Annotated in this window: 20 protein-coding genes, 1 tRNA gene and 1 pseudogene; 8 read left to right on the top strand and 14 right to left on the bottom strand. The window is 67.0% G+C overall.

Translation table 11 applies throughout. The features are described 5' to 3' along the window. The first annotated feature begins 99 nt into the window (after nucleotides 1-99). On the top strand, nucleotides 100-411 hold the full coding sequence (locus ACIBZJ_RS38830; protein ID WP_395938635.1) for a hypothetical protein: 312 nt from the start codon (nucleotides 100-102) through the stop codon (nucleotides 409-411). 217 nt (nucleotides 412-628) lie between these two features. Here the strand turns inward: ACIBZJ_RS38830 and ACIBZJ_RS38825 are convergent. After that, nucleotides 629-1249, bottom strand: a pseudogene (locus tag ACIBZJ_RS38825) (hypothetical protein); the annotation flags it as partial. A gap of 1235 nt (nucleotides 1250-2484) precedes the next feature. On the opposite strand from ACIBZJ_RS38825, the gene ACIBZJ_RS38820 reads away from it, so the two are divergent. After that, on the top strand, nucleotides 2485-3168 hold the full coding sequence (locus ACIBZJ_RS38820) for a transposase family protein (RefSeq protein WP_395938634.1): 684 nt from the start codon (nucleotides 2485-2487) through the stop codon (nucleotides 3166-3168). 431 nt (nucleotides 3169-3599) lie between these two features. Continuing rightward, nucleotides 3600-4406 (top strand): AAA family ATPase, encoded by an 807-nt coding sequence (locus tag ACIBZJ_RS38815; protein WP_395938633.1) that lies wholly within the window; start codon nucleotides 3600-3602, stop codon nucleotides 4404-4406. Nucleotides 4407-5453: 1047 nt separating this feature from the next. On the opposite strand, the gene ACIBZJ_RS38810 is transcribed toward ACIBZJ_RS38815, so the two are convergent. Both ACIBZJ_RS38810 and ACIBZJ_RS38805 read right to left on the bottom strand, forming a co-directional pair. Then, nucleotides 5454-6188: a hypothetical protein gene (locus ACIBZJ_RS38810; protein ID WP_395938632.1), complete on the bottom strand. Its 735-nt coding sequence runs from the start codon at nucleotides 6186-6188 to the stop codon at nucleotides 5454-5456. A 465-nt stretch (nucleotides 6189-6653) separates the two neighbouring features. Next, nucleotides 6654-8333: a ParB/RepB/Spo0J family partition protein gene (locus ACIBZJ_RS38805; protein WP_395938631.1), complete on the bottom strand. Its 1680-nt coding sequence runs from the start codon at nucleotides 8331-8333 to the stop codon at nucleotides 6654-6656. A gap of 320 nt (nucleotides 8334-8653) precedes the next feature. On the opposite strand from ACIBZJ_RS38805, the gene ACIBZJ_RS38800 reads away from it, so the two are divergent. From ACIBZJ_RS38800 to ACIBZJ_RS38785, 4 genes are read left to right on the top strand one after another with little or no spacing between them, the layout of a single operon-like run. Continuing rightward, nucleotides 8654-9064, top strand: a complete 411-nt coding sequence (locus ACIBZJ_RS38800) for a plasmid mobilization protein (RefSeq protein ID WP_395938630.1) — start codon at nucleotides 8654-8656, stop codon at nucleotides 9062-9064. After that, nucleotides 9061-10497: a relaxase/mobilization nuclease domain-containing protein gene (locus ACIBZJ_RS38795; RefSeq protein ID WP_395938629.1), complete on the top strand. Its 1437-nt coding sequence runs from the start codon at nucleotides 9061-9063 to the stop codon at nucleotides 10495-10497. Before ACIBZJ_RS38800 ends, ACIBZJ_RS38795 begins: the two co-directional genes overlap by 4 nt. Nucleotides 10498-10553: 56 nt before the next feature. Beyond that, entirely contained in the window at nucleotides 10554-11432 is an 879-nt protein-coding gene (locus tag ACIBZJ_RS38790) for a hypothetical protein (RefSeq protein ID WP_395938628.1), read from the top strand. Further along, a complete protein-coding gene (locus ACIBZJ_RS38785) occupies nucleotides 11429-11818 on the top strand; it encodes a DUF4913 domain-containing protein (protein ID WP_395938627.1) in 390 nt (129 codons plus the stop codon). Before ACIBZJ_RS38790 ends, ACIBZJ_RS38785 begins: the two co-directional genes overlap by 4 nt. On the opposite strand, the gene ACIBZJ_RS38780 is transcribed toward ACIBZJ_RS38785, so the two are convergent. From ACIBZJ_RS38780 to ACIBZJ_RS38770, 3 genes are all read right to left on the bottom strand, one after another. Further along, nucleotides 11819-12169, bottom strand: coding sequence for a hypothetical protein (locus ACIBZJ_RS38780; RefSeq protein ID WP_395938626.1), 351 nt, complete (start codon nucleotides 12167-12169; stop codon nucleotides 11819-11821). A 246-nt stretch (nucleotides 12170-12415) separates the two neighbouring features. Continuing rightward, entirely contained in the window at nucleotides 12416-12622 is a 207-nt protein-coding gene (locus tag ACIBZJ_RS38775) for a helix-turn-helix domain-containing protein (protein WP_395938625.1), read from the bottom strand. Nucleotides 12623-12861: 239 nt separating this feature from the next. Then, a tRNA-Asn gene (locus ACIBZJ_RS38770) sits at nucleotides 12862-12934 on the bottom strand. A 199-nt stretch (nucleotides 12935-13133) separates the two neighbouring features. Between ACIBZJ_RS38770 and ACIBZJ_RS38765 the strand changes: the two genes are divergently transcribed. Beyond that, entirely contained in the window at nucleotides 13134-13499 is a 366-nt protein-coding gene (locus ACIBZJ_RS38765; protein WP_395938624.1) for a hypothetical protein, read from the top strand. 76 nt (nucleotides 13500-13575) lie between these two features. Here the strand turns inward: ACIBZJ_RS38765 and ACIBZJ_RS38760 are convergent, their stop codons facing one another. The 8 genes from ACIBZJ_RS38760 to ACIBZJ_RS38725 all read right to left on the bottom strand — a co-directional run bounded on the left by ACIBZJ_RS38760 (nucleotide 13576) and on the right by ACIBZJ_RS38725 (nucleotide 24267). Further along, nucleotides 13576-14583, bottom strand: coding sequence for a sugar phosphate isomerase/epimerase family protein (locus tag ACIBZJ_RS38760; RefSeq protein WP_395938623.1), 1008 nt, complete (start codon nucleotides 14581-14583; stop codon nucleotides 13576-13578). Nucleotides 14584-14585: 2 nt separating this feature from the next. Beyond that, nucleotides 14586-15725, bottom strand: coding sequence for a Gfo/Idh/MocA family protein (locus ACIBZJ_RS38755; protein ID WP_395938716.1), 1140 nt, complete (start codon nucleotides 15723-15725; stop codon nucleotides 14586-14588). 20 nt (nucleotides 15726-15745) lie between these two features. After that, complete coding sequence (locus ACIBZJ_RS38750; protein WP_395938622.1) at nucleotides 15746-16813, bottom strand: substrate-binding domain-containing protein; 1068 nt, start codon at nucleotides 16811-16813, stop codon at nucleotides 15746-15748. 691 nt (nucleotides 16814-17504) lie between these two features. Continuing rightward, a complete protein-coding gene (locus ACIBZJ_RS38745) occupies nucleotides 17505-18590 on the bottom strand; it encodes an ABC transporter permease (RefSeq protein ID WP_395938621.1) in 1086 nt (361 codons plus the stop codon). A 39-nt stretch (nucleotides 18591-18629) separates the two neighbouring features. Further along, entirely contained in the window at nucleotides 18630-20144 is a 1515-nt protein-coding gene (locus ACIBZJ_RS38740; RefSeq protein WP_395938620.1) for a sugar ABC transporter ATP-binding protein, read from the bottom strand. Next, on the bottom strand, nucleotides 20141-21334 hold the full coding sequence (locus tag ACIBZJ_RS38735; protein WP_395938619.1) for an ROK family protein: 1194 nt from the start codon (nucleotides 21332-21334) through the stop codon (nucleotides 20141-20143). The genes ACIBZJ_RS38740 and ACIBZJ_RS38735 overlap by 4 nt, the downstream gene beginning before the upstream one ends. Before the next feature lie 95 nt (nucleotides 21335-21429). Further along, the gene (xylB, locus tag ACIBZJ_RS38730; RefSeq protein ID WP_395938618.1) at nucleotides 21430-22836 is read right to left on the bottom strand and encodes a xylulokinase; all 1407 of its coding nucleotides are present in this window, start codon (nucleotides 22834-22836) and stop codon (nucleotides 21430-21432) included. A gap of 27 nt (nucleotides 22837-22863) precedes the next feature. After that, entirely contained in the window at nucleotides 22864-24267 is a 1404-nt protein-coding gene (locus ACIBZJ_RS38725) for a PLP-dependent aminotransferase family protein (RefSeq protein ID WP_395938617.1), read from the bottom strand. Between the last annotated feature and the right edge of the window lie 46 nt (nucleotides 24268-24313).

Here is a 24313-nt window from a genome sequence, read left to right as displayed (position 1 = left end):
AGAGCCCGGCTTCCTCCAAGCGCCAGCCGTCAGCCAAGAGGTTGTCCCGCGTGGTGCCCGGTAGGGCGCCGCGTTCGTTCCGTACCCCCGGCCTCCCGGGTGATCTCCGTCTGCTGCGTCGTGCAGGTGACGCCGCGCGATCTGCAATTGGGTGATCCGGGCGTCACTGCGGAGGAGACGAGCCAGCCATTCCCAGGCGGCCGGATCATCGGTCGTCACAGCCTCCCGACGAGCCAACAAACGCGATCAGAACTGACGAGCCAAACCACGGCCATACCACGTATCGCCGCGATCGCCGAGCAGACCCGTGGCGACGACCGCGAAGAAGCGCTTGACCTCGCTGCGGACATCGCCCGATCGTTGGTCTTCTACCGTGACGCCGACGACCTCGTCCGCTCGGCCGGCCCGTGACGCCTACGTCACCCTGCACCGTCTGGCCGCCGAGTCGCTGGCCGGCCGCACCGGTACCGCTTTCGTGCAGCGGCTTCAGGTCACCCTCGCCTTGCCGGACACACGCTATGGGCCACCGTCGGCATGGACTATTCCGACGAACACTACGGACTAGGCTGCCCGCGCTGCGCGCGACAGATATTCGTCGTCATCGGTCGATACGGGTGCTACTCGGCGATCAGACACTGGCACGATGGGGACATCCAACGTCTGCCGCTGCGGCGGGCGGAGCCTGGGGCCATGACCGGCGTCGCGCGGTGGCGACGAACGCGAATCTGTCGGCATCAGGGGTCGCCTTCGCGCCCGCGTCGAACAGTTCGGGAGCCGCGTAAGCAGGAGTGAGGCCGCCGCGGCCGAACGCGTCCGAAATTCGAGCGAGACCCAGGTCCACCAGCACGCTCGGGCCGTCGACGCTCAGGACGACGTAGCCGGGCTTCACATCCCCGTGCGCGGCTGGGATCGGCGTCTGCTCGCCCGAGTGCATGGCGTCAAGCGCGCTGGCCACCGTCGAGAGCCTGGCGAACCGCTGGGATATCGGCTGCAACTGGTTTGCATCCAGCCACTGGCGGATTGTTGGTCCCTCGACCAGCGGCATCACGATGTAACGCCAGCTTGCCGCACTATCGGGAGTCAACCTCTGACCAGCCACCATGGATTCGGACCGCCGGTGCCGGCCCGACCCGTAGAACGCCTCGGTGACACGCGCCAGCCCCGGATGATGCAGACTCTGGAGAAGTCGCACGTGGGCGTTCCAGTCTTCCCAACGCTCCGTACTCGACGTCGGCATCGACTTCACGGCGCAGACACAGCGGCCGGCGCTCGAGAGCGGTAAGACCGCTCACCAGACCTCTCCCTCCCCGCCGCTACCCAGCAGTTCGATGAGCTTGTACTTGTCCGGATCCGACACAGGACCAACCCAATACAAAGGTTCTTGTCTCGTCACGGCCACCCCCGGGAACGACGTCGCTCCCCCGCCCAGAAAAGATCGAACCGGCTTCGACCGCCAGCAGCGCGCAGTTTGACCACCCTGAGCGGCATCCAGCCATACAACTTTGAGCCGGTCATGGCCGCCGCTCGGACCGAGCCTCAGCCCTGTAGGTGGACCAGACCAGGGTCGGTCGCTGGTCGGCATCGGAATCGGTCGACGGCAGTTAGCCTGACTGCGAGAGTGACAGCGAAGAGCACCTGGGGCGCCCAATGCGGCACGAGAGCGCGCTCCTAATGATGGCGAACCGACGCGACCTGTCGGCGCACCCCAGTCGCGCCGAATTTTGCGGATCAACGCCAGAGAATCGTCCGACACCTTCGCACTCAGACCCTCGGCCGCATTCAGCCCGAGCGGCCCCTAAACGGGGGGCTAGTTCGAATGAGGGGCCCCTGCTTTAGCACGGAATCTCCTCGCCATTCGGACCAGCCGGGCAAGCCATCCGGGCGAGCCCTCGCCGCCCGTAAGTCCCTATGCGATCTGACGTCGCACCTGAAGGCTGACCGTCGCCCTAATGTGACAGACAAGTCGCGACCTAGGGTGCGGGGGGACGAAAAGGTGCGTTCATATGGACCCGCTGTTGATGCTCGCAAGGAGCCCAACCTTCACAATCCGTAGCCCGCCATCTCTGGACCTGGGGGCCGTGCTTCCTAACGGCCGAACGTCCGCAGCTGTTCCGAAATTTGAGCGCAAGTAGAATCCGAGCAAAATTCGTACTGGTTTAAGTAGTTTCAGCCCGGAAAGCAAAACTGGTCACAGAAAGGGAGGAAATGATTGAATTCGGCGCAATACTCTTCACGGCGGGCGTGACGTTGATCGAAAAGCTAATATTCAATTGGATTTCGGAAGGGAAGTCAAAGAGGCTTATTCAGGGAACGCTCGGGTCCTGTCTGACGGCGTGTTGAAATAGGCGACGGCCCGTTCGTTGAGAGAATTGGTTTACCACAACTAGTTCTCACAAAAACGGACCGTCTAAGTTGCATAATATCACTGGTCTGACGCACGACGAGATTCAGGACCTCTGCGCGAGGATCACTCGGGAGCGACCCGTGGCGAGGAAGCCATGGCCACCGATTCTCGGCTTATTCAAATCCGTTGTCGTAACCTTGGCCTACCTGCGCCGAAATCGCATTCAGGCCGAACTAGCGGAAACCTACAGAGTCTCCCAGTCTACGATCAGCCGCGCCATCACCGCGATGACAGGAATCATCGAGGAATCGCTCCGATCGTTCGTCCCCACCGCCGAGGACCTCGATCCCCGTGACCAGTACCTCGTCGACGGAACCCTGCTCCCGTGCTGGTCATGGGCATCCCGGCCAGACCTGTACTCCGGCAAGCGCAAAACGACGGGCATGAACGTCCAAGTCGCCGCGACCCTCGACGGGCATCTCGCCTGGATCTCCGACCCGATTCCCGGATCCCGGCACGACACCTTCTGTCTCCGAGAATCAGGGATTCTGGACTCCGTCGACCCGGCGAGCTGGACCGGCGACAAAGGCTACGTCGGCAACGGCATGCTCACCCCGATCAAGAAGCCTCCCTACCGAGACCTCCTCGACTGGGAGAAAGAATTCAACAAGAACGTCAACGCCATCCGCGCCGTCGTCGAGCAGATCATCGCCAACCTCAAAACCTGGCGAATACTTCACACCGACTACCGCCGGCCGATCGACACCTTCGCAACAACGATCTCCGCGGTCATCGCCCTACACTTTTACCGCTTGGCTGAATAAGCCTCAAAGGTTCGACTCGCGGCGATTAATCAGCAAATTGCGTACGAGAGTCAATCCGAGGCCCAAAGATTGCACTTGCGAACCGAAGAACTTGAGCGCGCAAGCCAAGAGGCACTTCGTCGCCTTGTGGCCCAGTCGCCTGAGTTGCAATATGTCAAGCCTAAGCTGCAATCGAGTTACTTGAGTCTCGATTTCAATCCCTCGGACGGCGGCTCGTCAAAACTGTTATTGCGTGACCTCAAAGCGAGGCTCGACGCAATGGCGACGACAGGGGATCGCAAGCCTAATCTTCCTCCCGGTGCGGACCTGGTAGAGGACGCGCCCAGTACGGAACCCAGTAACGACGCTCCGAGGGCCGGGCCCAAATCGCGTGAAATGCTGGACGATCTGAAGTCGAGGGTGCAGCGCATCGAGTCGGAGAGAGAATAGGTATGGTCTATATAGATCCAGACTTCCGCCGCGTAGTTGAATCCCACTTGGCGGGAAATCTTGTCGTAGCTCCGACGGGAAGCCCATTAATCCTTGGGATATTCGGGCCAGCCGGAGAAGGAAAGACCTACCAGATCGACCATCTATGTGCGGAACTAGGGCTCCGAACCTCCATAATCAGCCCCGGCGAACTGGAAAGCGAGAATGCTGGCCATCCAGCGCAGCTGATACGCCGCGAGTATCTCGCCATCGGCACACGGACGGAGAGGGGTGTACTGGTGGTCAACGACCTAGATACCGTACTCGGCGATTGGGGAAGCTTGGTTCAATATACCGTTAATCGACAGGTAGTATTCGGGCAATTAATGGCATTATGTGACTATCCGACATCTGTTGCGGGCGCGGCGTGCGAGCGGGTCCCAATAATCATTACAGGAAACAATCCTTCGGCGCTATATGGCCCCTTGATGCGACCGGGGCGTACGCGTATCTACGCTTGGACTCCAACCGCTGAGGGCCGGGCGCCGGTCGTCGAAACAATCTTTCCCGAGATCCAAAGTGATCAGGTATCGACATTAGTTTCCAAATTTCCAAAGCGGCCCGTTTCTTTCTGGGCCGATGTTCGCGCAACACTTTGGGAGGCCGTCTTGGCGGATTGGATCGACAGCGACGGCGGAGCTTCCTTGAGACAACTGATATCTCGTGGACAAAAAATGAGGCCCTCGGCGACACCGTATTCAATTGAGGCGATTTCTGAAGTAGCGAGAAATTTAGATTCGTCGGACGTCAGAGACTCGACCTACATCTAAGCGCGCCACTGGGGGGGTCATGGTACGGACAGTATCTGCGACAAGCACATTTGCGAGATTTAGCCTATTGAAGCTACAAGTGAGGACTTTACTTCGAGAGGCAGCGGGCGCGAATGAGTGGTCGCTCAATGCGGTCTCTCGCGGCCTGGAATCGCCACACTACATTGAGACTGTTATAGTCCAGGGTCTGTACCCTCGCGGGACTATTGGTGCAGAATTGAGGTTGATGATCGACTGGCGGCAGCACGCAATTGCCATCAAGGCTGGCGGATCAGATCTACAGGTACCATCGGGATGGCGCAGTGGAGTAGCGCCAGGACTAGCCGAAGCTGTTCAGACCTTCTCCGAGGCAATACACACAGCGCAGCTACGCCCAGAATGGTCGGTCTGTTACGGCTCTCAATGGGACACAGCTCAAGTCAATCAGTTTCTAGGATTTCGACCCTCAGTCGCGCGCCAGTGGGAGCGTGAACCCGAGAGGTTGCAACTCGGATTCGGCCCGTTGCGTGAAGCCTCACTCGTAATTTCGCTCGGAATTTGAAGCAGCATCACCGCTTGAGCCGTGCCAACTACTCCGTTCAGACACCAAACCAAGCATCGGGCGCTTCGGCCATATGCGGCCGATGGGCAACGGGTGGTTCCCAACCGGCAAGCTAGTCTTAACTCAACTTGCTTGATTAGCGCGCGAATCGTGAACATCGCCGATCGGCGTAGGCGGGGCTAAACGCACTCTCCTCGGCGCGAGAGTTCGTCCGCGCTTCCGGTTGCCCTGGACAGAACATCCGCTCGTCGGCATTATGCGGGTGTCAACGCACTGGTGCGGTCAGCTACCCAGAGCGGTGGCTGGGCGATCGGCGCCTAGTCTCAGGCCCCACCCTGCGCTGGCCCAGATGCAGCAGGACTTCGCTCCAGCGACGGTTGACCGCGCACGTTACTGCGAGGTTCGTCGTCAACACGCCGCGCTGAGCAAGTGGGGTGCGGGGTGCGGTCGCGGCCTCTGCGGGGCAACTGCTGCCGGCGCCGTTCCAACTGCGAAGGAAGAGCCGATTAGCTCGACGTTTCGACGTGCCGAGCTCGACCCTCATCAGCATCAGCCGAATTTGATCCCTTGCTCGCTGCCACGCCGGCGGCCGGAGCTACGGCTTGGCAGTCTCGGATCAGGCCGTCGATCCCGCGCAGGAATATCAGGCTGCCGTTGAACGACTGACGCTCGCCTCCGACGGTGAGGACCAGGTCGGCCGTCATACGGTGGCGATCCAGGCGGACAGCGGTCACGTCCGTATAAGCGATCGACGTGACGGCGAACGTCCGCTCGTTCAGGAAGATCAGGCGGTACTGGGTACCCGCAAGCTGCCCGATCGGGTAGATCGATACCTCGACAAGCTCGTGCCAGAACGCTGGGCTGCGATCGAACACCACTTCGTCGTAGTCCAGCTCGCTGCGTAGGGGACGCGGAAGCGGGTAACGCGGCGAAGTACCCCGACCGCCCGCTACTGCCTCTCGGAAAACGAACCGCTGCCAGGCGAGATTTAGCTCCCTCACGCTCAGAAAGTTGCGGATCAGCGACCGGATACTCCAGGCCAAAACCGCACCGAAGACAAGGGCCACGCCCCAGCGTGGGACGTCGGGGTGGAGCAGCGCAGCGACGAGAGTGAGCCCGGACGCGACGGCTGAGAACGGCACGGCGGCTAGCCAGAACACCCTGCCCCGCATCGTGCGGCGGGCCGCCCGGTCGAACTGACGTCTCTCCTCAGCCAGACTCTCGAAGGAATCTCCGAACACCGATGCGCCCCCTGGTGGCTACGGATGTGTCGGATGAGTCTCGCGTGTGCGCTGCGTATCCACATCGGACCTTTGGCGGGATCAACGCTCATAAGAAGAGTTGCCGCGCAGGCTTCCTTCTTGCCGAATCTTGGGCGAGAGACGGCTTAGGCGTTTCCCGGCGGCCACCGCCGGCCCCTGGCGTTGTCCTCGCGCGGGAGGGTGAGCAAGCCCGGCATGCTGCCGATCGGCGGGATCCTCTCCTCGTCGTAACCGTTCTTAGCGAGTCGGGTGTCGAGACTGCCGGCAGCGAGTCGGCTGGCCGCCGTGGCCGGCCGCAGCGAGCCGAGTTAGGCCTCGAGATGTACATGCGGCCATCCGCCTGGCCCGGTCACTGGCGGCATGTGTGTCGATGGTGCGGCATCGCCTGCCCGCCCGGTAGGCAAGCGGTGCGACCGTGTCACGTAGCGCAGCGATACTCCTGGGCTACTCGGCGTCTGAGTACGCGACGACCGTCAGGTGGGGTGCCGTCCCCGGGTCAGCGTCCGCGTCTGGGACGACGGTCAGGTGCGGCACTGCTTGGGCGAGCCCGGCGTCTGAAGGGGGTGCGACGGTGAGATCCGGTCGGTCCGATCCGGTCTCGACTTCGGACGCTGAGCCGTCGGTGTCTGCGTCGCTCGAATCTGCGTCGTCCGCCGGAGCGTCGTCCGGATCCGGCACAGCGAGTCGTTCGACGTCGGCGAGGTCGTAGCCGAGCGTGGCGAGGAAGGTGTACCAGCGGGTGGTCGCGTCGGTGGGGTGGCGCCAGCTGTCCCTGCTGATCTCGGATTCGTGGGCGGCTGCGATAGCGGCGAGCGCGTAGACGGTGATGCGCGCGTCGTTGGCCGACGGCGGGATCTGCGGCTGGCTCTCCCCAGGGGACGTGCCGAGGAATTCGGCGAGCAGCGGTGCTTCTCGCTGGGTCCAGCGCGCGAGGAACCGAGGGTGGCGGGTGAGCGTCTCCGCGACGTACCGGGCGGCACCGCGAATCTTGGGCCGCTTACACAGGTTGGTGATCCACGCCCGGCGGACTTCGTTGGCGGCGTCCATCGCTTTGTTGTTGGCGATGACCCGCTGCCGTTCGGCCTTCTGCTCGGCGCTCATCGGCCCACCGGCCGGGCGATCGGACTCGTGCCGGTGCTTGTGGCCGTGCTTCCGCCAGTCGAGGCAACACGCGACTTCATGCCAGCCGTCGTAGCTCTGGTAAAGCGCGATCGCCTTGCCAGGGCAGCCGACGTGGCTGTCGTCAGTCAGCGGCTCGTCGTTGTGCAGCAGGGAGCTCAGCGTCGCAACCGTCGAGCCCGGCGAGCGCAGCACCGAGTAGTCGACGACAGCGACCCCCGCAGCTTCCAGTTCGGCAGTCCGCGAGGCCAGTCGCGCCTCTTCGTCGCGGTCGCTGCGGAGCTGCGTAGCCTGCCTCTCGAAGGCGACCGGGCCGCGCTCGGCTGCCTCCAGTAACCGGGCTACGGTCTCGTCGTCGTCAGCGAACTCCTGGACCACCTTCGCCTGGTGCAGATCCAGACCATGCGCCGCCACCCGCTGAGCGGTCTCGGTGGGCAGCTCCGCGACAGCCCGGGCGTCCTCGACCTGTCGCGGTTTGAGTCCCGTGCGCCGGGAGATCTGACGCGGGCTGAACCCTGCGAGAACCAACTGCTGGACACCCCGCGCTTCCTCGACGCTGGTCAGCGCTCGTCGGTGCAGCCCCGTGCGCAGCATGGTGACGATCTGCGCACCCTTGTCGGCCAGGTCGGGACGGAGCATGGCCGGAACATGTGTGAGATCCGGGTGCGTCTTCGCCGCCTCCAGCACCGAGGCCAGCCGGTCGTGCCCATCGATGAGGAGATGACCGGTCTTCTCCGGGTGCTCGACAACGATCAATGGCTGCAGAAGGCCTGCGATGCCGTCGGCCTTGAGGTTGGCGACCAGCCCCGGGTCGGCCCTGGACTCGTCGCGGATGTTGTCTGGATTGGCCACCAGCTCATCGACCGGCAGCATCAGGAGGGTCCCGACCGGCTCGACCACCGGCGAGCTTATTCCGGGCGCTTCGACGTTGCGCACAGAATCGTCGCCCGGTCGATTCTCTTCAATCGCATCGGCAGGAAGTGGGTCAGAACGTGGTTCCGACATGGTTATCCTTTCGGACTGGAAGAAGGAATTGAGAAGGCCAGCTCCGTCGCAGTGGCCGATACCTGAATTCTATTCCAATAAGCAGATCGCGAGGCGCTTGTCCACAGGCACACGACATCTTCATTGCCGCAGGAATTTGATGAGTCGTGCGCGCCGGCCAACCACTGGTGATTTCTCGGCGCCGTGAGCCGGAGGAGCGGCGGAGCAAGATAGACATCCGGGAACCGGATGTCGGCAGATCGACCGAGCGCGGTCAACCTGCAAAGACGCGTCATTCGCTGGTAGCGGAGTCGCCAGCGACCCATGCTCAGCATCACGGCATGGGTGCGAACGAGACGACGCGACGCGGGAGAGATCGCCGGCATCGGTCACCAGCGCGGACCAACCGAGTAAATGTCCGACTGAATGACGACGAGTTTGCGGCGGTGTCGCGCGCAGCTTCCGAGTCCGGGTTGACCGCATCAGGCTATTGCGCGGAAGTGGCCCTGGCGGCCGCCAGGGAAGAATCCAGCTCGGGGATAGATCGCCTGATCTTTCGCCGACTCGGGCGAGATTTGTTCGCGGCGCGGGCTGCGGTCAATAAATTCGGGTCCAATGTGAACCAGGTCGCGGCGGCGTTCAACAGCACTGGCGTATTGCCGGAGTATGCCCAAGCGGCGATCGATGTGTGCCGACGCTCAGTCGAGCGAGTCGACGCAGTGCTAGCTGAGTTGCGGCGGCTGCTGGAGTGATCGCCCGGGTGCATCCGGCCGGCGTCAACGTGGTCGGGCTGCTGAAGTACCTCTACGGGCCGGGGCGTCGCGAAGAGCACGTCAATCCACGGCTTGTCTCGGCCTGGGAGTCAGCAGGCCCGCGGAGCCATCTGGAGCCGAGCCCTACCGGCCGCGGCGGATGGCACGTCCGGGTATTGGCGGACGCGCTGATGGATCCCGTTCGCTTCAGCGAACGGGCGCCGGATCGGCCGGTATGGCATTGCTCGGTGCGATTGGCGCCAGACGATCCCACGCTGACCGACGCGCAGTGGGCGTCCATCGCGGGCGAGCTGATGGCACGGACCGGGCTCGCACCGCGTGGCGACGAAGGTGGCGTCCGGTGGGTGGCCGTACGACACGGCGACGACCACATCCACCTCGTCGCGACACTCGCCCGGCAGGACGGCGGGGCGATCCGCAACTTCCGCGACTACCTGCGGCTCCGAGACGCCTGTCGCGACCTGGAGACACAGTTAGGGCTCCGGGTCACGGCGCCTGCCGACCGAACCACCCACCGGCACCCTGGAGCCCCTGAGCTTCATAAGGCCCACCGCCAAGGCCGCAAGGACACACCGCGCGACGTACTACGCCGCCGCGTCCGCGCCATCGCAGCCGCCTCCAGCGGGCTCGATGACTTCCTTCTCCGGCTGGAGGAGAGCGAGCTAGGGGTGCGGATTCGCCGAAGCACGCAGGACACAACACGGATCACCGGCTATGCGGTGGCGCTCAGCGACCCTCAGGCTGCGAACGCTTCGCCGATCTACTACGGCGGCAGCCGCCTCGCGCCCGACCTGAGCCTTCCCCGTCTTCGCGCCCGCTGGGGCGAACAAGGGCAGCGGAAGACGCCATCGCGCGTGGACTCGGCGCTGCGGGAATGGGTCCTCCGGCAGGCCAGTCTCACGATCCGCGGCGCGCTTCGTCCCGCCTCGTACGAAAGCCGCATCGAGTTAGCTGCCGCAGCGGCGGAGGTTCTCACTGTCCTTGTCGGAGTTCTGCCGGCCCGCCAGCGCCGCAGCATCATCAAAGCTGCCGAGGCCCTCTATCGCGCCTCTGCTCAGCCGCCATCTCTCCGTCGCCCACGGAATCAACACGCCGATGGCCTCCGCGCAATGGGACGACTGATCGCAACCATGGGTGAGGTCAGTGACGCCCCCGAGCTGTTCGCGTTGCTGCGTCTCCTCCGCGACCTCGCGCTGCTCGCTGAGACCCTCGCCAATCTCCGCGAAGCTCAGCACAGGGTGCACCAATCGCGGGCCGCTCGACAAGCTGCTAAGCGTCTGACGGAACTTGGCATCGACGCTCCCGCGAATCACCGTCCACGGACGCCAAGCAGGCCTACAACGCAGACGCTAACGCCCTCCGCCGATTCTCGGCGCCGCCCGCGTGGACCCCGCCCCGGGCCGCTGTCCTGACAGCGCTCCCGAGGCCAGCAGGCAGTAGGGCCTCAGTACACCCATGTGGAGCAGTCGTGACCAACCCAGAGCACCCCGAGTTCGGCAGCGAACTCGGCCTTCGAACCGGCCAGGCGTTCGCCGTCCTCGCCACGCTCACCGAAGCATCTGCTCGCTTGGCCGCCGAAGAAGCGCGCCGGGCCGAGCGCGCGGAGCACATCACTGCGGCCAACGACGACCTGACTAAACGGCTCCTCGCTCAGCAGCAGAGGCTGGCCGGACAAGCCGAGCTCGCTCACGAGTCCCACGACCGCGAATTCCTGCGTGAAGCTAGCGACCAAGCGTGGATCGCGGACGCTTCGCTCGATGACCTCGCCCACGCGTGGCGCATCGGCCGATCGCGAGAGGGCCAACCCGCGTTCGCCACGGCCGGGTTGGTCGCAGAGGCAGTCGAGGACCGGCTCCGCCATGTCTACGGCGACCCGATGGACTTCTACGACCGCATGGTCGCCTCCGGCGTTCGCCGCTCATCCGCGATGAAGCTCGCGGCCGAGCAGATGGCGATCATGGCCCGCGACCCAGTCGAAGGACGCGCGGACCACGTTCCCACACAGAACGCAAACGCCGACCGGTTCCAGCACGACGTCTGGGCCACCCAGGATGCGATTCGCGACAGCATGCAACCCGATGTCGTTTCTCCCTACTACGACCAACTTCTGCACGAACTCAGCGGGCTTTCACCCACCGCTGTCGAGGCCATCCGCCGCATCAGGTCCGCCAACCCGAACCTGCGGCCCGTCCAGCCCGAGGCCGGCCCGGACCGGGCGGCCTCGGAGATAGCTAGCGACTTCTACCCAGGTGGACCAGCCAGCCCGCCGTCCAGCCGGCCGGCAGCGTCTGAGCACCATCGAACCCAGCTCAACCGCCTCGACCAGACCCGACGGCGAGCACGATGACCAGGACGCCCAAGGCCGACACCAGCCTGGACCAGCAGCCCCCGCTGTACCCAACGCTCGATTCATGGGTCACCGGCTACTTCACGCCGATGTTCTTGCATCGAGTCGGTGACGGGACGCGCCAGCGTTGGTGCACCGAGTGGTGGATTCACCCCGAAGCGATCGGCCGGCTCACCTTGCTCTGGACGACATGGGAAACCGCGCGCTGCGACCCGTCGCTGAAAGCGGCGTGGTGGAACGACCTCGACCACCACCTGCCGCTGCTCCTGGCCCCGGACGGAGCGTTCCGCGCCTGCCGACCGCAGACCACTGAGCAAGCAGGAATACACGCCCCTGCGGAGCTGCCGCTCGCGGAGCCGGCACCGCTCGGATACCAGGAGACTTAGCTAGTCGCCGGTCCGGCGGTGGTAGTCCTCGATGCGATCTACACCCAGCCACACGAGCACGTCTTCCTGCTCGACGGAGGCTAGGCGTGCGTACGCGGCGTAGCCGATCTCGCGCGTCTCCGGATCGTCAGTCGCGAGCAACTCCTCGACCAGTGCCCAAGCCAGTGACAGCTTCGGTCGGGGGAAGCGTCCGCAGTACCGAAGTTCCTGTACCCACCGTAGGTCGAAGAGTTCGCCGATCATCTGGGCCGCAGCGTGGTCGGTCCGGGCTCGCGAGCAGAGAGCGAATACCGCCGCTACGCGGTCATCGTGTGCCGACTGTGCGAGCTCGTCCAGCTCGACGTTGCTCAACGGAGCGAGACGAGCTTCCCGCTCTTGCTTCGAAGCGTCCTCCATGAGCGCGCACCCTAGGTTGCTGGTGTTAGCACCGCAGGTCAATTAGCTTCTGCCGCGATCCGCTCCACGCACCGCCAGCCGTCACTACGCTGAGGATTGCTCGGGAGCAGGTGGGTCAGATGCCCCGTCCGGCGCTGGTTCTATCGGTGCAGCGACGGCTGCTCCAGAGCACCCATCAAGACCGGAGCGTCCCAAGGTCGGCTAATCCACGAGCTTTGCTTCGACCCACTCGTCAAAATCGATCCGCCGCACTCGGATGTGCTTTCCGACTCGCATCCAGCGAGGAAAATCGCCCTTGCCCTTCCAGACGTAGAGCGTCGCCGGCGGAATCTTTAGCTCGACGGAAATCTCGTCGATCGTCATCCACTCGTCCTGCGCCGCGCCAGCACGTCCCCGGTCAGTCGCCATGTTGTCTCCGTCACCTGAGTTCTCGGCTCATCAGACGGAGACAATCCGCGACAACACTTGGCCGGGTCGTTAGCCCCACGGGCAACGCCACCGGGGGCCGGGAGAGGGCGCCGAAAGCATGCCTCGTGGGTCGTAGAGCGCACGTCTTGGGCCGCCATGCCCGCGGGACTTTGTGATGACTTTCCGATGACTCGGACCGTCCTACGTGGACCCAAGAACGACGTTCTTGCTGGTGAAAGCTCCCCCGACTGGACTCGAACCAGTAACCCTTCGATTAACAGTCGAATGCTCTGCCAATTGAGCTACGGGGGAATGCCACGACCTCGCCGCCCTCGGGCGGCGTGCCTGGGCAACTCTACAACATCCCCGGCGGTGCCTGCCGACGGCGGCCCCCGCTTCCGACTGAGCAGCGCTTACGCTTGGGTTTGGCCGTATGAGTGTGGGATAGCCCCTCGTCGGGCATCAACTTGTACTACAGGCACCCACCCGGAAGCCGACCTCAGGAGTCGACATGCGCAACAAGCTGCTCTTCCTCACCGGCATCGGCGTCGGTTACGTGCTAGGCACGAAGGCCGGCCGCGAGCGGTACGAGCAGATCCGCCGCACCGCCCAGAAGGTCCGTGAGAACCCGACGGTCCAGGAGGCGACCGGCTCGCTGCAGGCTCAGGCCGGCAGCCTGGTCAACACCGCCAAGGGCGTGGCCAACGACAAGCTCGGCAACACCGCCATCGGGGCCAAGGTGAGCAACCTGCTCGGGTCGTCGTCGCCGACGCCGGCGCCCACCGTGACGGCGGGCCCGGCCACCGGCGCCCCGTCCGCGACCACCCCGTCCGCGACCACCCCGGGCTCGGCCGGCTCGAACGGCTCGCTCAGCTAGTCCCGAACGAAGCCGCGCCGAGCGCGGCCGACCACGGAACGAGGGCCCCGCAACTACGCGGGGCCCTCGTTCCGTTTCAGGACCCCGACGAGAACGCCGCGTCGAACGACGCCTCGGGCGGCTCGATCTCGGTCAGCTTGCGGACGAACGCCAATGCGTCGGGTGCCCCGACCAGGCGGTCCATCCCGGCGTCCTCCCACTCGATCGAGATCGGCCCGTCGTAGGAAATAGCGTTCAGCATCCGGAACACCGGTTCCCAGGGCACGTCACCGTGCCCGGTCGACACGAAGTCCCAGCCCCTCCTCGGGTCCCCCCACGGCAAGTGCGACCCCAGCCGCCCGTTCCTCCCGTTGAACTGCTTCACCGACTCCTTGCAGTCGACGTGATAGATGCGGTCGCGGAAGTCCCAGAGGAACCCGACCGGATCCAGGTCCTGCCAGACGAAGTGCGACGGGTCGAAGTTCAGCCCGAACGCCGGCCGGTGGTCCACCGCTTCCAGGGCGCGCACCGTCGACCAGTAGTCGTAGGCGATCTCCGACGGGTGCACCTCGTGCGCGAAGCGCACCCCCTCCGCGTCGAAGACGTCCAGGATCGGGTTCCAGCGGTCCGCGAAGTCCTGATAGCCGCGGTCGATCATGGACGGAGGCACCGGCGGGAACATCGCCACGGTGTGCCAGATCGACGATCCGGTGAACCCGATCACGATGTCCACCCCGAGTGCTCGCGCCGCCCGCGCCGTGTCCTTCAACGCCGAGGCGGCCCGCCCGCGCACCCCCTCCGGGTCGCCGTCTCCCCAGACGGCGGGCGACAGGATCCCCTGGTGCCGCTCGTCGATCGGATGATCACACACGGCCTGCCCGGTCAGGTGATTCGAGATCGCCCACACCTGCAAGCCGTACCGCTTCAGGATCTCCCGGCGCCCCGCGACGTAATCCGGCGAAGAGACCGCCAGGGAAACGTCGAAATGATCGCCCCAGCACGCGATCTCGAGTCCGTCGTACCCCCACCCGGACGCGAGTTCGCACACCTTCTCGAACGGCAGATCCGCCCACTGCCCGGTGAACAGCGTCACTGGCCTCGGCATGATTAGACCTCCACCCATCCCGAACCGTTTTCGGCACTCTCCGAGACCGCCGAGAGGACCTTCTGCACCTGCAGGCCGTCCGCGAACGACGGCGACGGGTCGTCCCCGGAAGAGACCGCCACCAGGAAGTCACGGAACTCGTGCGTGAACGTGTGCTCGTATCCCAGCGGGTGACCCGGCGGCCACCACGCCTCCAGATAGGGGTGATCGCTTTCGGTCACCAGCACCCGCCGGTAGCCGTTCTCCGTGTCCGGCAGTGACCCGTCGAAGAACAACAGTTCGTTCATCCGCTCGAAGTCGAACCGGATGCCCCCGGACGACCCGTAGATCTCCAGCTGCATCGCGTTCTTCCGCCCGGTCGCGAATCGCGTGGCCTCGAACGTCGCGAGACCACCGCCCGCGAACCGTCCGAAGAACACGGCCGCGTCGTCCACGGTCACGTCGCCGACGCCGGCGCCTCCCGACGCCGCCGACAGCCCCGACCCACCCGACAGCGGCCGCGAACGAACGAACGTCTCCAGGGTGCCGGACACCCCCGCCAACACGTCGCCGACGACGAACTGCGCGGCGTCCACGATGTGCGCGGCGATGTCCCCGAGCGCCCCGGATCCGGCCCGCTCCTTCTGCATCCGCCACGTCAGCGGCGCCGAGGGATCCACCAGCCAGTCCTGCTGATAGGCCGCCCGGACGTGCCGCAGCGTCCCGAGGCGTCCGGATTCGACCAGCGACCGGGCATACGCCAGCGCCGGAACCCGCCGATAGTTGAACGCCACCATCGACCGCACGCCCCGCGCGGCCGCTTCGGTCGCGGCCGCCGCCATCGCGGCCGCTTCCTCCACCGAGTTCGCGAGCGGCTTCTCACAAATCACGTGCTTGCCGGCTTCCAGCGCCGCGATCGCAATCGCCGCGTGCGTGTCCCCGGGCGTGCAGACGTCCACGATCGACACGTCGTCCCGCGCGATCAGCTCACGCCAGTCGGTCTCGAACGCGGCCCACCCGTGCCGATCCGCGGCCTCCTTCACGGCGACCGGATCCCGGCCGCCGATCGCCGCCATCCGCACGTCGAACGGCAGATCGAACGCATGCCCTACCGTGCGCCACGCCTGCGAGTGCACCGCACCCATGAAGGCGTAGCCCACCATGCCGACCCCTAGCGAAGGCTTCACGAGCGGAATCCCGTGGACGTGTATTGGTCGACGTTCTCCTTCGTCACGGTCGCCGACGCCAGCGTGATCTTGGCCGGCACCTCGTTCTCGACCAGGTCGGAGATGCCCTTCTTCTGCCCGATCAACCGAGCGAGGGATATCGCCGACGACGCCATGCTCGGCGAATACGTGACCGTCGCTTTCAGCACCGAGTCGTCCTTCTTGATCAACTCCATCGCGTCCAGCGAACCGGCGCCGCCGACCATGAAGAATTCCTTGCGGTTCGCCTGCCGAATGGCCGCCAGCACACCGAGGCCCTGGTCGTCGTCGTGGTTCCAGATCGCGTCGATCTTCGGCGCGGCCTGCAGCAGGTTCGACGTGACCTGCTGTCCCGAAGCGACCGTGAACTCCGCCGCCACCCGGTTCGACACCTTGAATCCCGCGGAGGCCAGCGCGTCCTTGAAGCCCTGCGACCGTTCCTGGGTCAACGGCAGCGAGTCGATACCGGCGATCTCGGCGATCACGGGGTTCGACTTACCCTTCAGCCGTTCTGCAATGTAATTACCTGCGGAGACACCCATGCCGTAATTGTCCCCACCGATCCAGGTGCGGTAGGCCAGCGGCGTGTCGAAGATCCGGTCGACGTTCACCACCGGGATCCCCGCCGCCATCGCCTTCCGCGCGACCGCGGTCAGCTGCTTCCCGTCGTTCGGCAGCACGACCAGCACGCTGACCTTCTTGGTGATCAGCGTCTCGATCGCCGCGATCTGCGCCGCGACGTCGTTGGTGGGCTCGACCGGTTCGAACGTGACGTCCTCGAACGACTTCGCCTGCGCCTGCGCGTTCTTCGCGATCGCGCCGATCCAGCCGTGGTCCGCCTGCGGCGCCGAGAATCCGATCGTCACCTGCGTCCCCTTGGCCGCGTTGTCGCCGCCGACGGCCTTGGTGTTCGTCTCGTCCTTGTTGTCCCCGGAGTCGTTCGAGGTGCAGCCTGCGGCTAGCACCGTCGCGCCGACGGCGGCTCCCCCGAGCAGGAATCCGCGCCGTCCAAGCCCGCGCCGCGGGCCACTGATCACGTCAGACATGGTTCTCTCCTTTGAGAATTACGCGTGCCGGGCTACCGCCGTGGCACGGGTGAACCGCGGCGGGTGAACGGGATTCGGGGTCGAGCCGGCGTCGAGCGGGGCCGGTCGGCTGCTCGAGGAATGTCGCGGTGAGCGCCCCTGCGACGCTTACCTAAGTCAGGTATTCGCGACGCTTACCTAAGTGAGGCATCCGAGATGCTTACCTAACTGAGGCATCCGCACACGCATACCTACGTTAGGCATCCCTCGACATTTACCTAAGTCAGGTATCCAAAACGCCTACCCCAAGGCAGCCGCGATATTTACCTAAGTTAGGCATCCCACGATGCCTAACTAACTTAGGCATCCAAAATGCTTACCTGAGTTAGGCACCCAGCGCCGCGCCTCACTCAGGCCCATCCAGCGCCGCCGCCTCACTCAGGCCCATCCAGCGCCGCCGCCTCACTCAGGCCTTTCCAGCGCCGCCGCCTCACTCAGGCCTTTCCAGCGCCGCCGCCTCACTCAGCCACTTCCAGCGCCGCCGCCCCATTCAGCCACTTCCAGTGCCCCTACCTCACTCAGGCACTTCAGCGCCTCTGCCTCACCGAGACACCTCCAGCACCCCCTGCCTCACCGGCACCTTCAGCGCCTCTGCCTCGTCCAGACACCTCCAGCACCTCCCTGCCCCACAACCACCACCACATCCACTCGATCAGGTAGCGGTGTCGGCTCGTCGCCGCTGCAGCAACACGGCACCGAGGATGATCAGGCCCTTGGCGAGGTTCTGCACCGGCGTGGACAGGTTGTTGAGGATGAACAGGTTCGTGATCAGCGTGAACACCAGCACGCCGAGGAACGTCCCGACCAGCGTCCCGCGCCCACCGGTGAGCAACGTCCCGCCGATGATCACCGCGGCGATGGCGTCCAACTCGTAGTTCTGGCCGTTGGTGGACGAGCCGGAGGCCGTCTGCGCGGTGAGCATCACGGCGGCGAGCCCGCAGCAGAGCCCGGACACCCCGTAGAGCAGGGCAGTGTGCAGACGGATGTCGATACCGGCGAGCCGGGCCGCCTCGGGGTTGCCGCCGACCGCGACGGTCCGCCGGCCGAAGGTCGTCAGGTTCAGCACGACCCAGCCGACCGCGAAGGTGCCGAGCAGCATCCACACCAGGTACGGGACGCCGAGCAGCGAACCGTCGGCGATCGCGTTGAACGACTGCTGGGTGACGACCTGGGTCTGCAGGTTGGCGATCTGCTGCGCGAGCCCGCGGGCGCCGATCAGCATGCCGAGCGTCACGATGAACGGCACCAGCCGCCCGTAGGCGATCAGCACGCCGTTGAGCAGGCCGACGATCAGCCCGACCATCAACGCGCAGAGCACCATCACGAACGGGCCGTACGACTGGGTCGCGACAGTGGTGCACCAGACCGACGCGAGGCCGACCAGCGAGCCGACCGAGAGGTCGATGCCGCCGCCGATGATCACGAACGTCATGCCGACCGTGACCACGCCGATCACGGACGCGTTGGTGAGGATCGTCCGGATGTTGCCGGTGGTCGCGAAGGTGTCGGCGGTGGCGAAGCCGACGATGCAGAGGATCACCAGGGCGATGACCAGCCCGACGCTGCGGGTGGCCCCGCCCTCGGAGAGGGAGCTCAGCCACGCACGGAGCGGGCTCGTCTCGGCGACGGGCTCGGCGGCCGCGGCCTCGACCCGGGCCTGCTCGTCCGCGGGCGGGATCTCGGCGGTGGTGACGGGGGCGGGTCTGTCGGCGGGGGTTCTGGCGGTGTGATCGGTCATGAGCGCCTCGCTCCAATGCGGTGGCGGGAGGACGGTCGGTCAGCGGGCGGTGGCGGCGCGTTCGCCGGCCATCACCAGGTCGAGGACTTGGGCTTCGGTGAGGTCGGCGGCCGGCGCCTCGCGGACGATGCGTCCCTCGCGGACGACCAGGACGCGGTCGGCGAGCCCGAGGACTTCGGGGACCTCGCTGGAGACCAGGAGGACGCCGACGCCCTGGTCGGCCAGCGACCGGATCAGCGCGTACAGCTCCGCCCGGGCTCCGATGTCGACGCCCCGGGTCGGTTCGTCGAGGAGCAGCAACCGGGTGTTGTCGAGCAGCCAGCGCGAGACGACGGCCTTCTGCTGGTTGCCGCCGGAAAGCGTGCGCATGATCCGGCGGGGGTCGGCGGGGCGGAGGTCGAGCGACCGGGTGACCGCGCTGACCGCGTCCCGTTCGGCCCGGCGCTGGACGAACCCGGCGCGGGCGAACCGGCGTAGCGAGGCGAGCGAGACGTTGCGGTAGACGGGTTCGCCGAGCAGGAGCGCCTGGCTCTTGCGCTCCTCGGGAGCGAGTCCCATGCCGGCGGCGACCGCGGCCTTGACGCTGCCCCGCCGCAGCGGCTTCCCGTCCACTTCGACCGTGCCGGTCGCGGCCTTCCGGGCCCCGTAGACCGTCTCGAGGATCTCCGACCGTCCGGCGCCGACCAGACCGGCCAGCCCGACGATCTCCCCGGCTCCGACCGTGAACGAGACGTCGCTGAACTCGTGCGCCCGGGTCAGCCCGGACACCCGCAACAGCGGCGCCCCTTCCGCGGCCGGCGACGACCCCCGCTTCGGGAAGACGTACTCGACCGACCGGCCGGTCATCAGGCGGACGACCTCGTCGGTGGGCGTGGTCCGGGCGGGCAGGTTCACCGCGACCGTGCGGCCGTCCTTCAGGATCGTGACGCGGTCGCCGATCTCGCGGATCTCGGCCAGCCGGTGCGAGATGTAGATGACCGCCACGCCGGTCGCGGTCAGGTCCCGGATCACCCGGAAGAGGTTCTCGACCTCGTCGTGCGCGAGTACGGCGGACGGCTCGTCCATGATGATCAGCCGCGCGTCGTGCGAGAGCGCCCGGGCCATGCTGACGATCTGCTTGCCCGCGGCGGGCAGCCGCCCGAGTTCGCGCCCGGCCGGGATCTCCCCGTGGCCCAGCCGGGCCAGCAGTTCGCGCGTCCGGCGCCGGGCGACGCCGCGGGAGCTGAACCCGAACTGCCGGGGCTCGTGGCCGAGGAACACGTTCTCGGCGACCGTGAGGTCGTCGACCAGGTCGAGCTCCTGGTAGATCGTCGCGAGCCCGGCGCGGAGGGCCGCGGTCGGCTTCGAGAACTGCACCGGCGAACCGGCCCACTCGATCGTGCCTTCGTCGGGCTGGTGTGCACCGGCGAGCACCTTGATCAGCGTGGACTTCCCGGCCCCGTTCTGGCCGAGCAGGCAGTGCACCTCACCCGGCTCGACCTCGAGGTCGACCCCGTCGAGGGCCCGCACGCCGGGGAACGTCTTGACGATGCCGGTCAGCTTCAGAAGGCTCATCTCGCCACCGGCCCGAACGCGAGTTCGCTGGCCAGCGCGACCGCTCCGGCCACACCGGCCCGTGGGCCCAACTCGGACAGCACGACCGGCAGGTTGCGGGTGGCCAGCGGCAACGACCGCCGGTAGATCACCGACCTGACCTCGGCCAGCAGGAGGTGCCCGAGCCCGGCCAGCCCGCCACCGATCACGATCATCGACGGGTTGAAGAAGCTCACCAGGCTGGCGAGCACTCCCCCGAGGCGACGGCCGCCGTCGCGGATCAGCCCGATGCACACCGGGTCGCCCTCGATCGCTCCGGAGCCGACGTCGGCCGCGGTCACGGTCCCGTGCGTGCGCAGACGCTCGGCCAGGGCCGGTGACGTGTCGCTGCGGGCGGCGGCCAGCGCGTCCCGGGCCAGGGCCGCACCGCCGAACATCGCCTCCAGGCATCCGGTGTTGCCGCAGGCGCACATCGGCCCGTGCGGGTCGACCTGGATGTGCCCGATGTCCCCGGCACACCCGTCGACGCCGCGGTACACCTGGCCACCGACGACGATCCCGCACCCGATGCCGGTGCCGACCTTCACGAACAGCAGGTCGTCGACCGACCGGGCCACTCCGCCCCGCCGTTCACCGACCACCATGATGTTGACGTCGTTGTCGACGACGACCGGGCAGCCGTGCCGCCCGCCGAGCTCTTCGCGCAGCGGGTAACGGTCCCAGCCCGGCATGATCGGCGGTGACACCGGGACGCCGTCCCGGAAGCTCACCGGACCGGGTACGCCGAGGCCGATGCCCGCGAGCCGGTTGTGGTGCCCGCCGACCCGCATCTTGGCCAGCAGGTCTTCGACCCGGTCGAGCACGGCTTCGGGGCCGCGCCGGATGTCGATCGCTTCCTCGACGGCCGCGACCGGCTCGAGCGAGGCGTCGGTGACCTCGATCGTCACCGACGTCGCCCCGATGTCGACACCGGCGAACCGGAGCTCGGGGTCGAGTTCGACCAGCGTGGACCGGCGTCCACCGCGGGAGGCCGCCGGTCCGCCGTCGCGCACGAGGCCGAGTTCGGCGAGCCGGTCGAGCTCGGCGGCCAGCCGGGCGCGGGTCCGCTGCAGCCGGTCGCCGAGCTCGGCCCGAGAGGTCGGGCCGTCGTCTCGCAGGGTGAGCAGGATCGAGGACTGGGCGGCGTTGTCCGGTCGTGGCCGAGGCGTCATTGCACAGCCTTCCCGAGTGGCGTGTGTCACCAGGTGTGCGATGACCGTAGGGCCCGCTCGGGACGGCTGTCCAGACTCTTTTGGGTTACAGACCCCTAACTTTTGCTCGGACGAGTCGAAAGTTCCTGAACCTCCGTACGAAACTGGGCGTAGCGGGCGCGAACCGGGGCGTAGTCGTCGACGGCATCCGGGGCTTTGTCGGCGTCGACCGACCACTGCGGCGGCTCGGCGGCACCGGACAGCGCCCACGCGGCCTGCCTGGCGGCGCCCAGTGCGACGTACTCCCCCGGCGCCGGAACCTCGACCGGGACGCCGAGGATCCCGGACGCCACCGCGCGGACCGCCGGCGACATCGCCGCACCACCGATCAGCAGCGCACGCCGTACCGCGACGCCGTGCTGCCGGACGGCGTCCAGACCGTCGGCCAGGCCGAGCAGCATGCCCTCGACCGCGGCTCGGGCGAGGTTCTCCGGACGGGCGTTGGCGCGGGTCAGGCCGTTGAGGCGGCCGGTTTCGTCGGGCAGATCCGGCGTTCGCTCACCGTCCAGATACGGCAGGAGGGTCAGGCCGGCCGCGCCGGGCGTGCTCGCCAGAGCGAGGTCGGAGAGCCGGTCGAGATCGGCACCGAGCAGGTCGGCGGCCGCCGTCAGGACGCGGGCCGCGTTGAGCGTGCAGACCAGCGGCAGGAATCGGCCGGTGGCGTCGGCGAAGCCGGCGACGTAACCGCTCGGGTCGGCGGTCGGCCCCTCGGCGACCGCGAAGACGGTGCCGCTGGTGCCGAGCGAAACCACGACGTCGCCGGGGCCGGCCCCCAGGCCGAGCGCGGCGGCCATGTTGTCACCGGTGCCCGCGGCCAGCGCGATGCCCTCCGGGGTGTGGCCGACGACGGCTTTCGGTCCGGCGACGGCGGGCACGGCGAGGTCGCGGCCGAACGCACGCCGAAGCAGGTCGGGGCGGTATTCGCCGGTCGCCGCCGACCAGTAACCGGTGCCGGACGCGTCGCCGCGGTCGGTGGTGGGGTCGATGCTGCCGCCGGAGAGCTTCCAGGTCAGCCAGTCGTGCGGGAGCAGCACCCGCTCCACCCGCTTGGCCTCGTCCGGCTCGTTCTCGGCGAGCCAGCGCAGTTTGGTGATCGTGAAGCTCGCGACCGGCACCAGGCCGACCGCGTCGACCCAAGCCTGGGCCCCGCCGAGTTCGCCGAGCAGGTCGGTTGCCGCGTCGGCCGAGCGGGTGTCGTTCCAGAGCAGCGCCGGGCGGACGACCTGGCCGTCGGAGTCGAGCGTCACCATGCCGTGCTGCTGACCCCCGACCGCGATCGCCTCGACGCCGTCGAGCAGGCCGTCGGAAGCCTCCCGCAGTGCCGACCACCAGATCGCGGGGTCGACCTCGGTGGCGTCCGGGTGCGGTGCCCTTCCCTGACGGACCACCGCCCCGGTCTCGGAGTCACAAATGAGGACCTTGGTGGATTGCGTCGAACAGTCGACGCCAGCGACGAGTGCCATGCCGAATTCCTACCTTCCCGGGCGACCTCAGACCAGAGGGGCGAGCCGGGCACCGAGGCGCCGGGCCGCTTCTTCGAGGCGGTTCGGGGGTTGTGCGGCGTATCCCAGCAGGAGACCGGGCGGCCCCGGGGTCATCCGGTGCCAGCTCAGCGGCTGCACGCGGACGCCCGCCTCGGCGGCGTGCCCGGCCAGGACCACGTCGGGGACGTCGGTCGGGAGCGTGATCAGCAGGTGCAGTCCCGCGGCGACGCCTTCGACCTTCGCGGCCGGAAGGTGTTGCGCCAGGGCGCCGAGCAGGGCGTCTCGTCTGCGGCGCTGGCGGGCCCGCACCCGGCGCAGGTGGCGCTCGTACTCGCCGGTCCGCAGCAGATGGGCCAGGACCAGCTGCGCCAGCGCCGGATTGCCCAGGTCCATCGCGTGCTTGACCGTGACCAGATCGTCGCGGAGGTTCCGGGGCGGGATCATCCAGCCCAGGCGCATACCGGGAGCGAGCGTCTTCGAGACGCTGCCCATGTAGACGACCCGCGCGGTACCGGACGCCTGGAGCGCGGGCACCGGCGCGCGGTCGTAGCGGTGCTCGGCGTCGTAGTCGTCCTCGAGGATCAGCCCGGGCCAGGCTAGGAGTTCGCGGCGGCGGTGCGGGCCGAGAACGACGCCGGTGGGGAACTGGTGGGCCGGGGTGAGGAGCACCGTGTCCAGACCGCTGCCGGTGAGCGCGCCGACGCGGAGCCCTTCGTCGTCCACCGGGATCGGGCGGGTCGCCACTCCCCAGTCGGTCAGTTGGTCGCGCGCGCCCCGGGAGCCCGGGTCCTCGACCGCGATCGTGGTGCCGCGGCCGAGGACGGTCGCGACCAGGGCGAGGGCCTGGGCGACCCCGGCGACGACGAGCACGTCGTCCGGCTCGGCCCGGGTGCCTCGGGTCCGGGCCAGCCAGGCGGTGAGCGCGCGGCGCAGCGGGAGGGTGCCACGTGGGTCGCCGTAGCCGAGATCGGCGCCGGTCAGCGTGGAGAGCACGGCTCGCTCGGCGCGGAGCCAGGCGGCCCGCGGGAACGCCGCGAGGTCCGGCAGGCCCGGAGAGAGGTCGAACTCGATCCGCTCGTCCGGCGGGAGCGGCAGCCGCAGCCGCGCGGGCCGGGACGGTCCCTCCGCCGGACGCGGAGCGGCCGGGGTCAGGAGCGTGGCGACGACGGTGCCGACGCCGGTGCGGGCCTGGGCCAGGCCCTCGTCCACCAGGCGCTGATAGGCCTCGACCACGACGCCCCGGGAGATGCCGAGGTCGCTCGCGAGCGTGCGGGTCGCGGGCAGGCGGGTGCCGGGCGGTAGCCGGCGGTCGGCGACCGCGGCGCGGATCGCGTCCACCAGCCAGGTCGTGAGGCCCTTCGCCGGTGCGGACGCCGCCCGGAGCTGGAGGAAGTCCGAGCCGGTCGGCATTGGTCCACTCCTCTGCGCTCGAATTGGTCCTTCAACTAGACCACGG

Source organism: Cryptosporangium sp. NPDC051539 (genome assembly GCF_044454545.1).
Taxonomy (GTDB): Bacteria; Actinomycetota; Actinomycetes; order Mycobacteriales; family Cryptosporangiaceae; genus Cryptosporangium.
The sequence above is the reverse complement of the archived record's forward strand: the minus strand, read 5'-3'. Positions and strand labels throughout refer to the sequence as shown.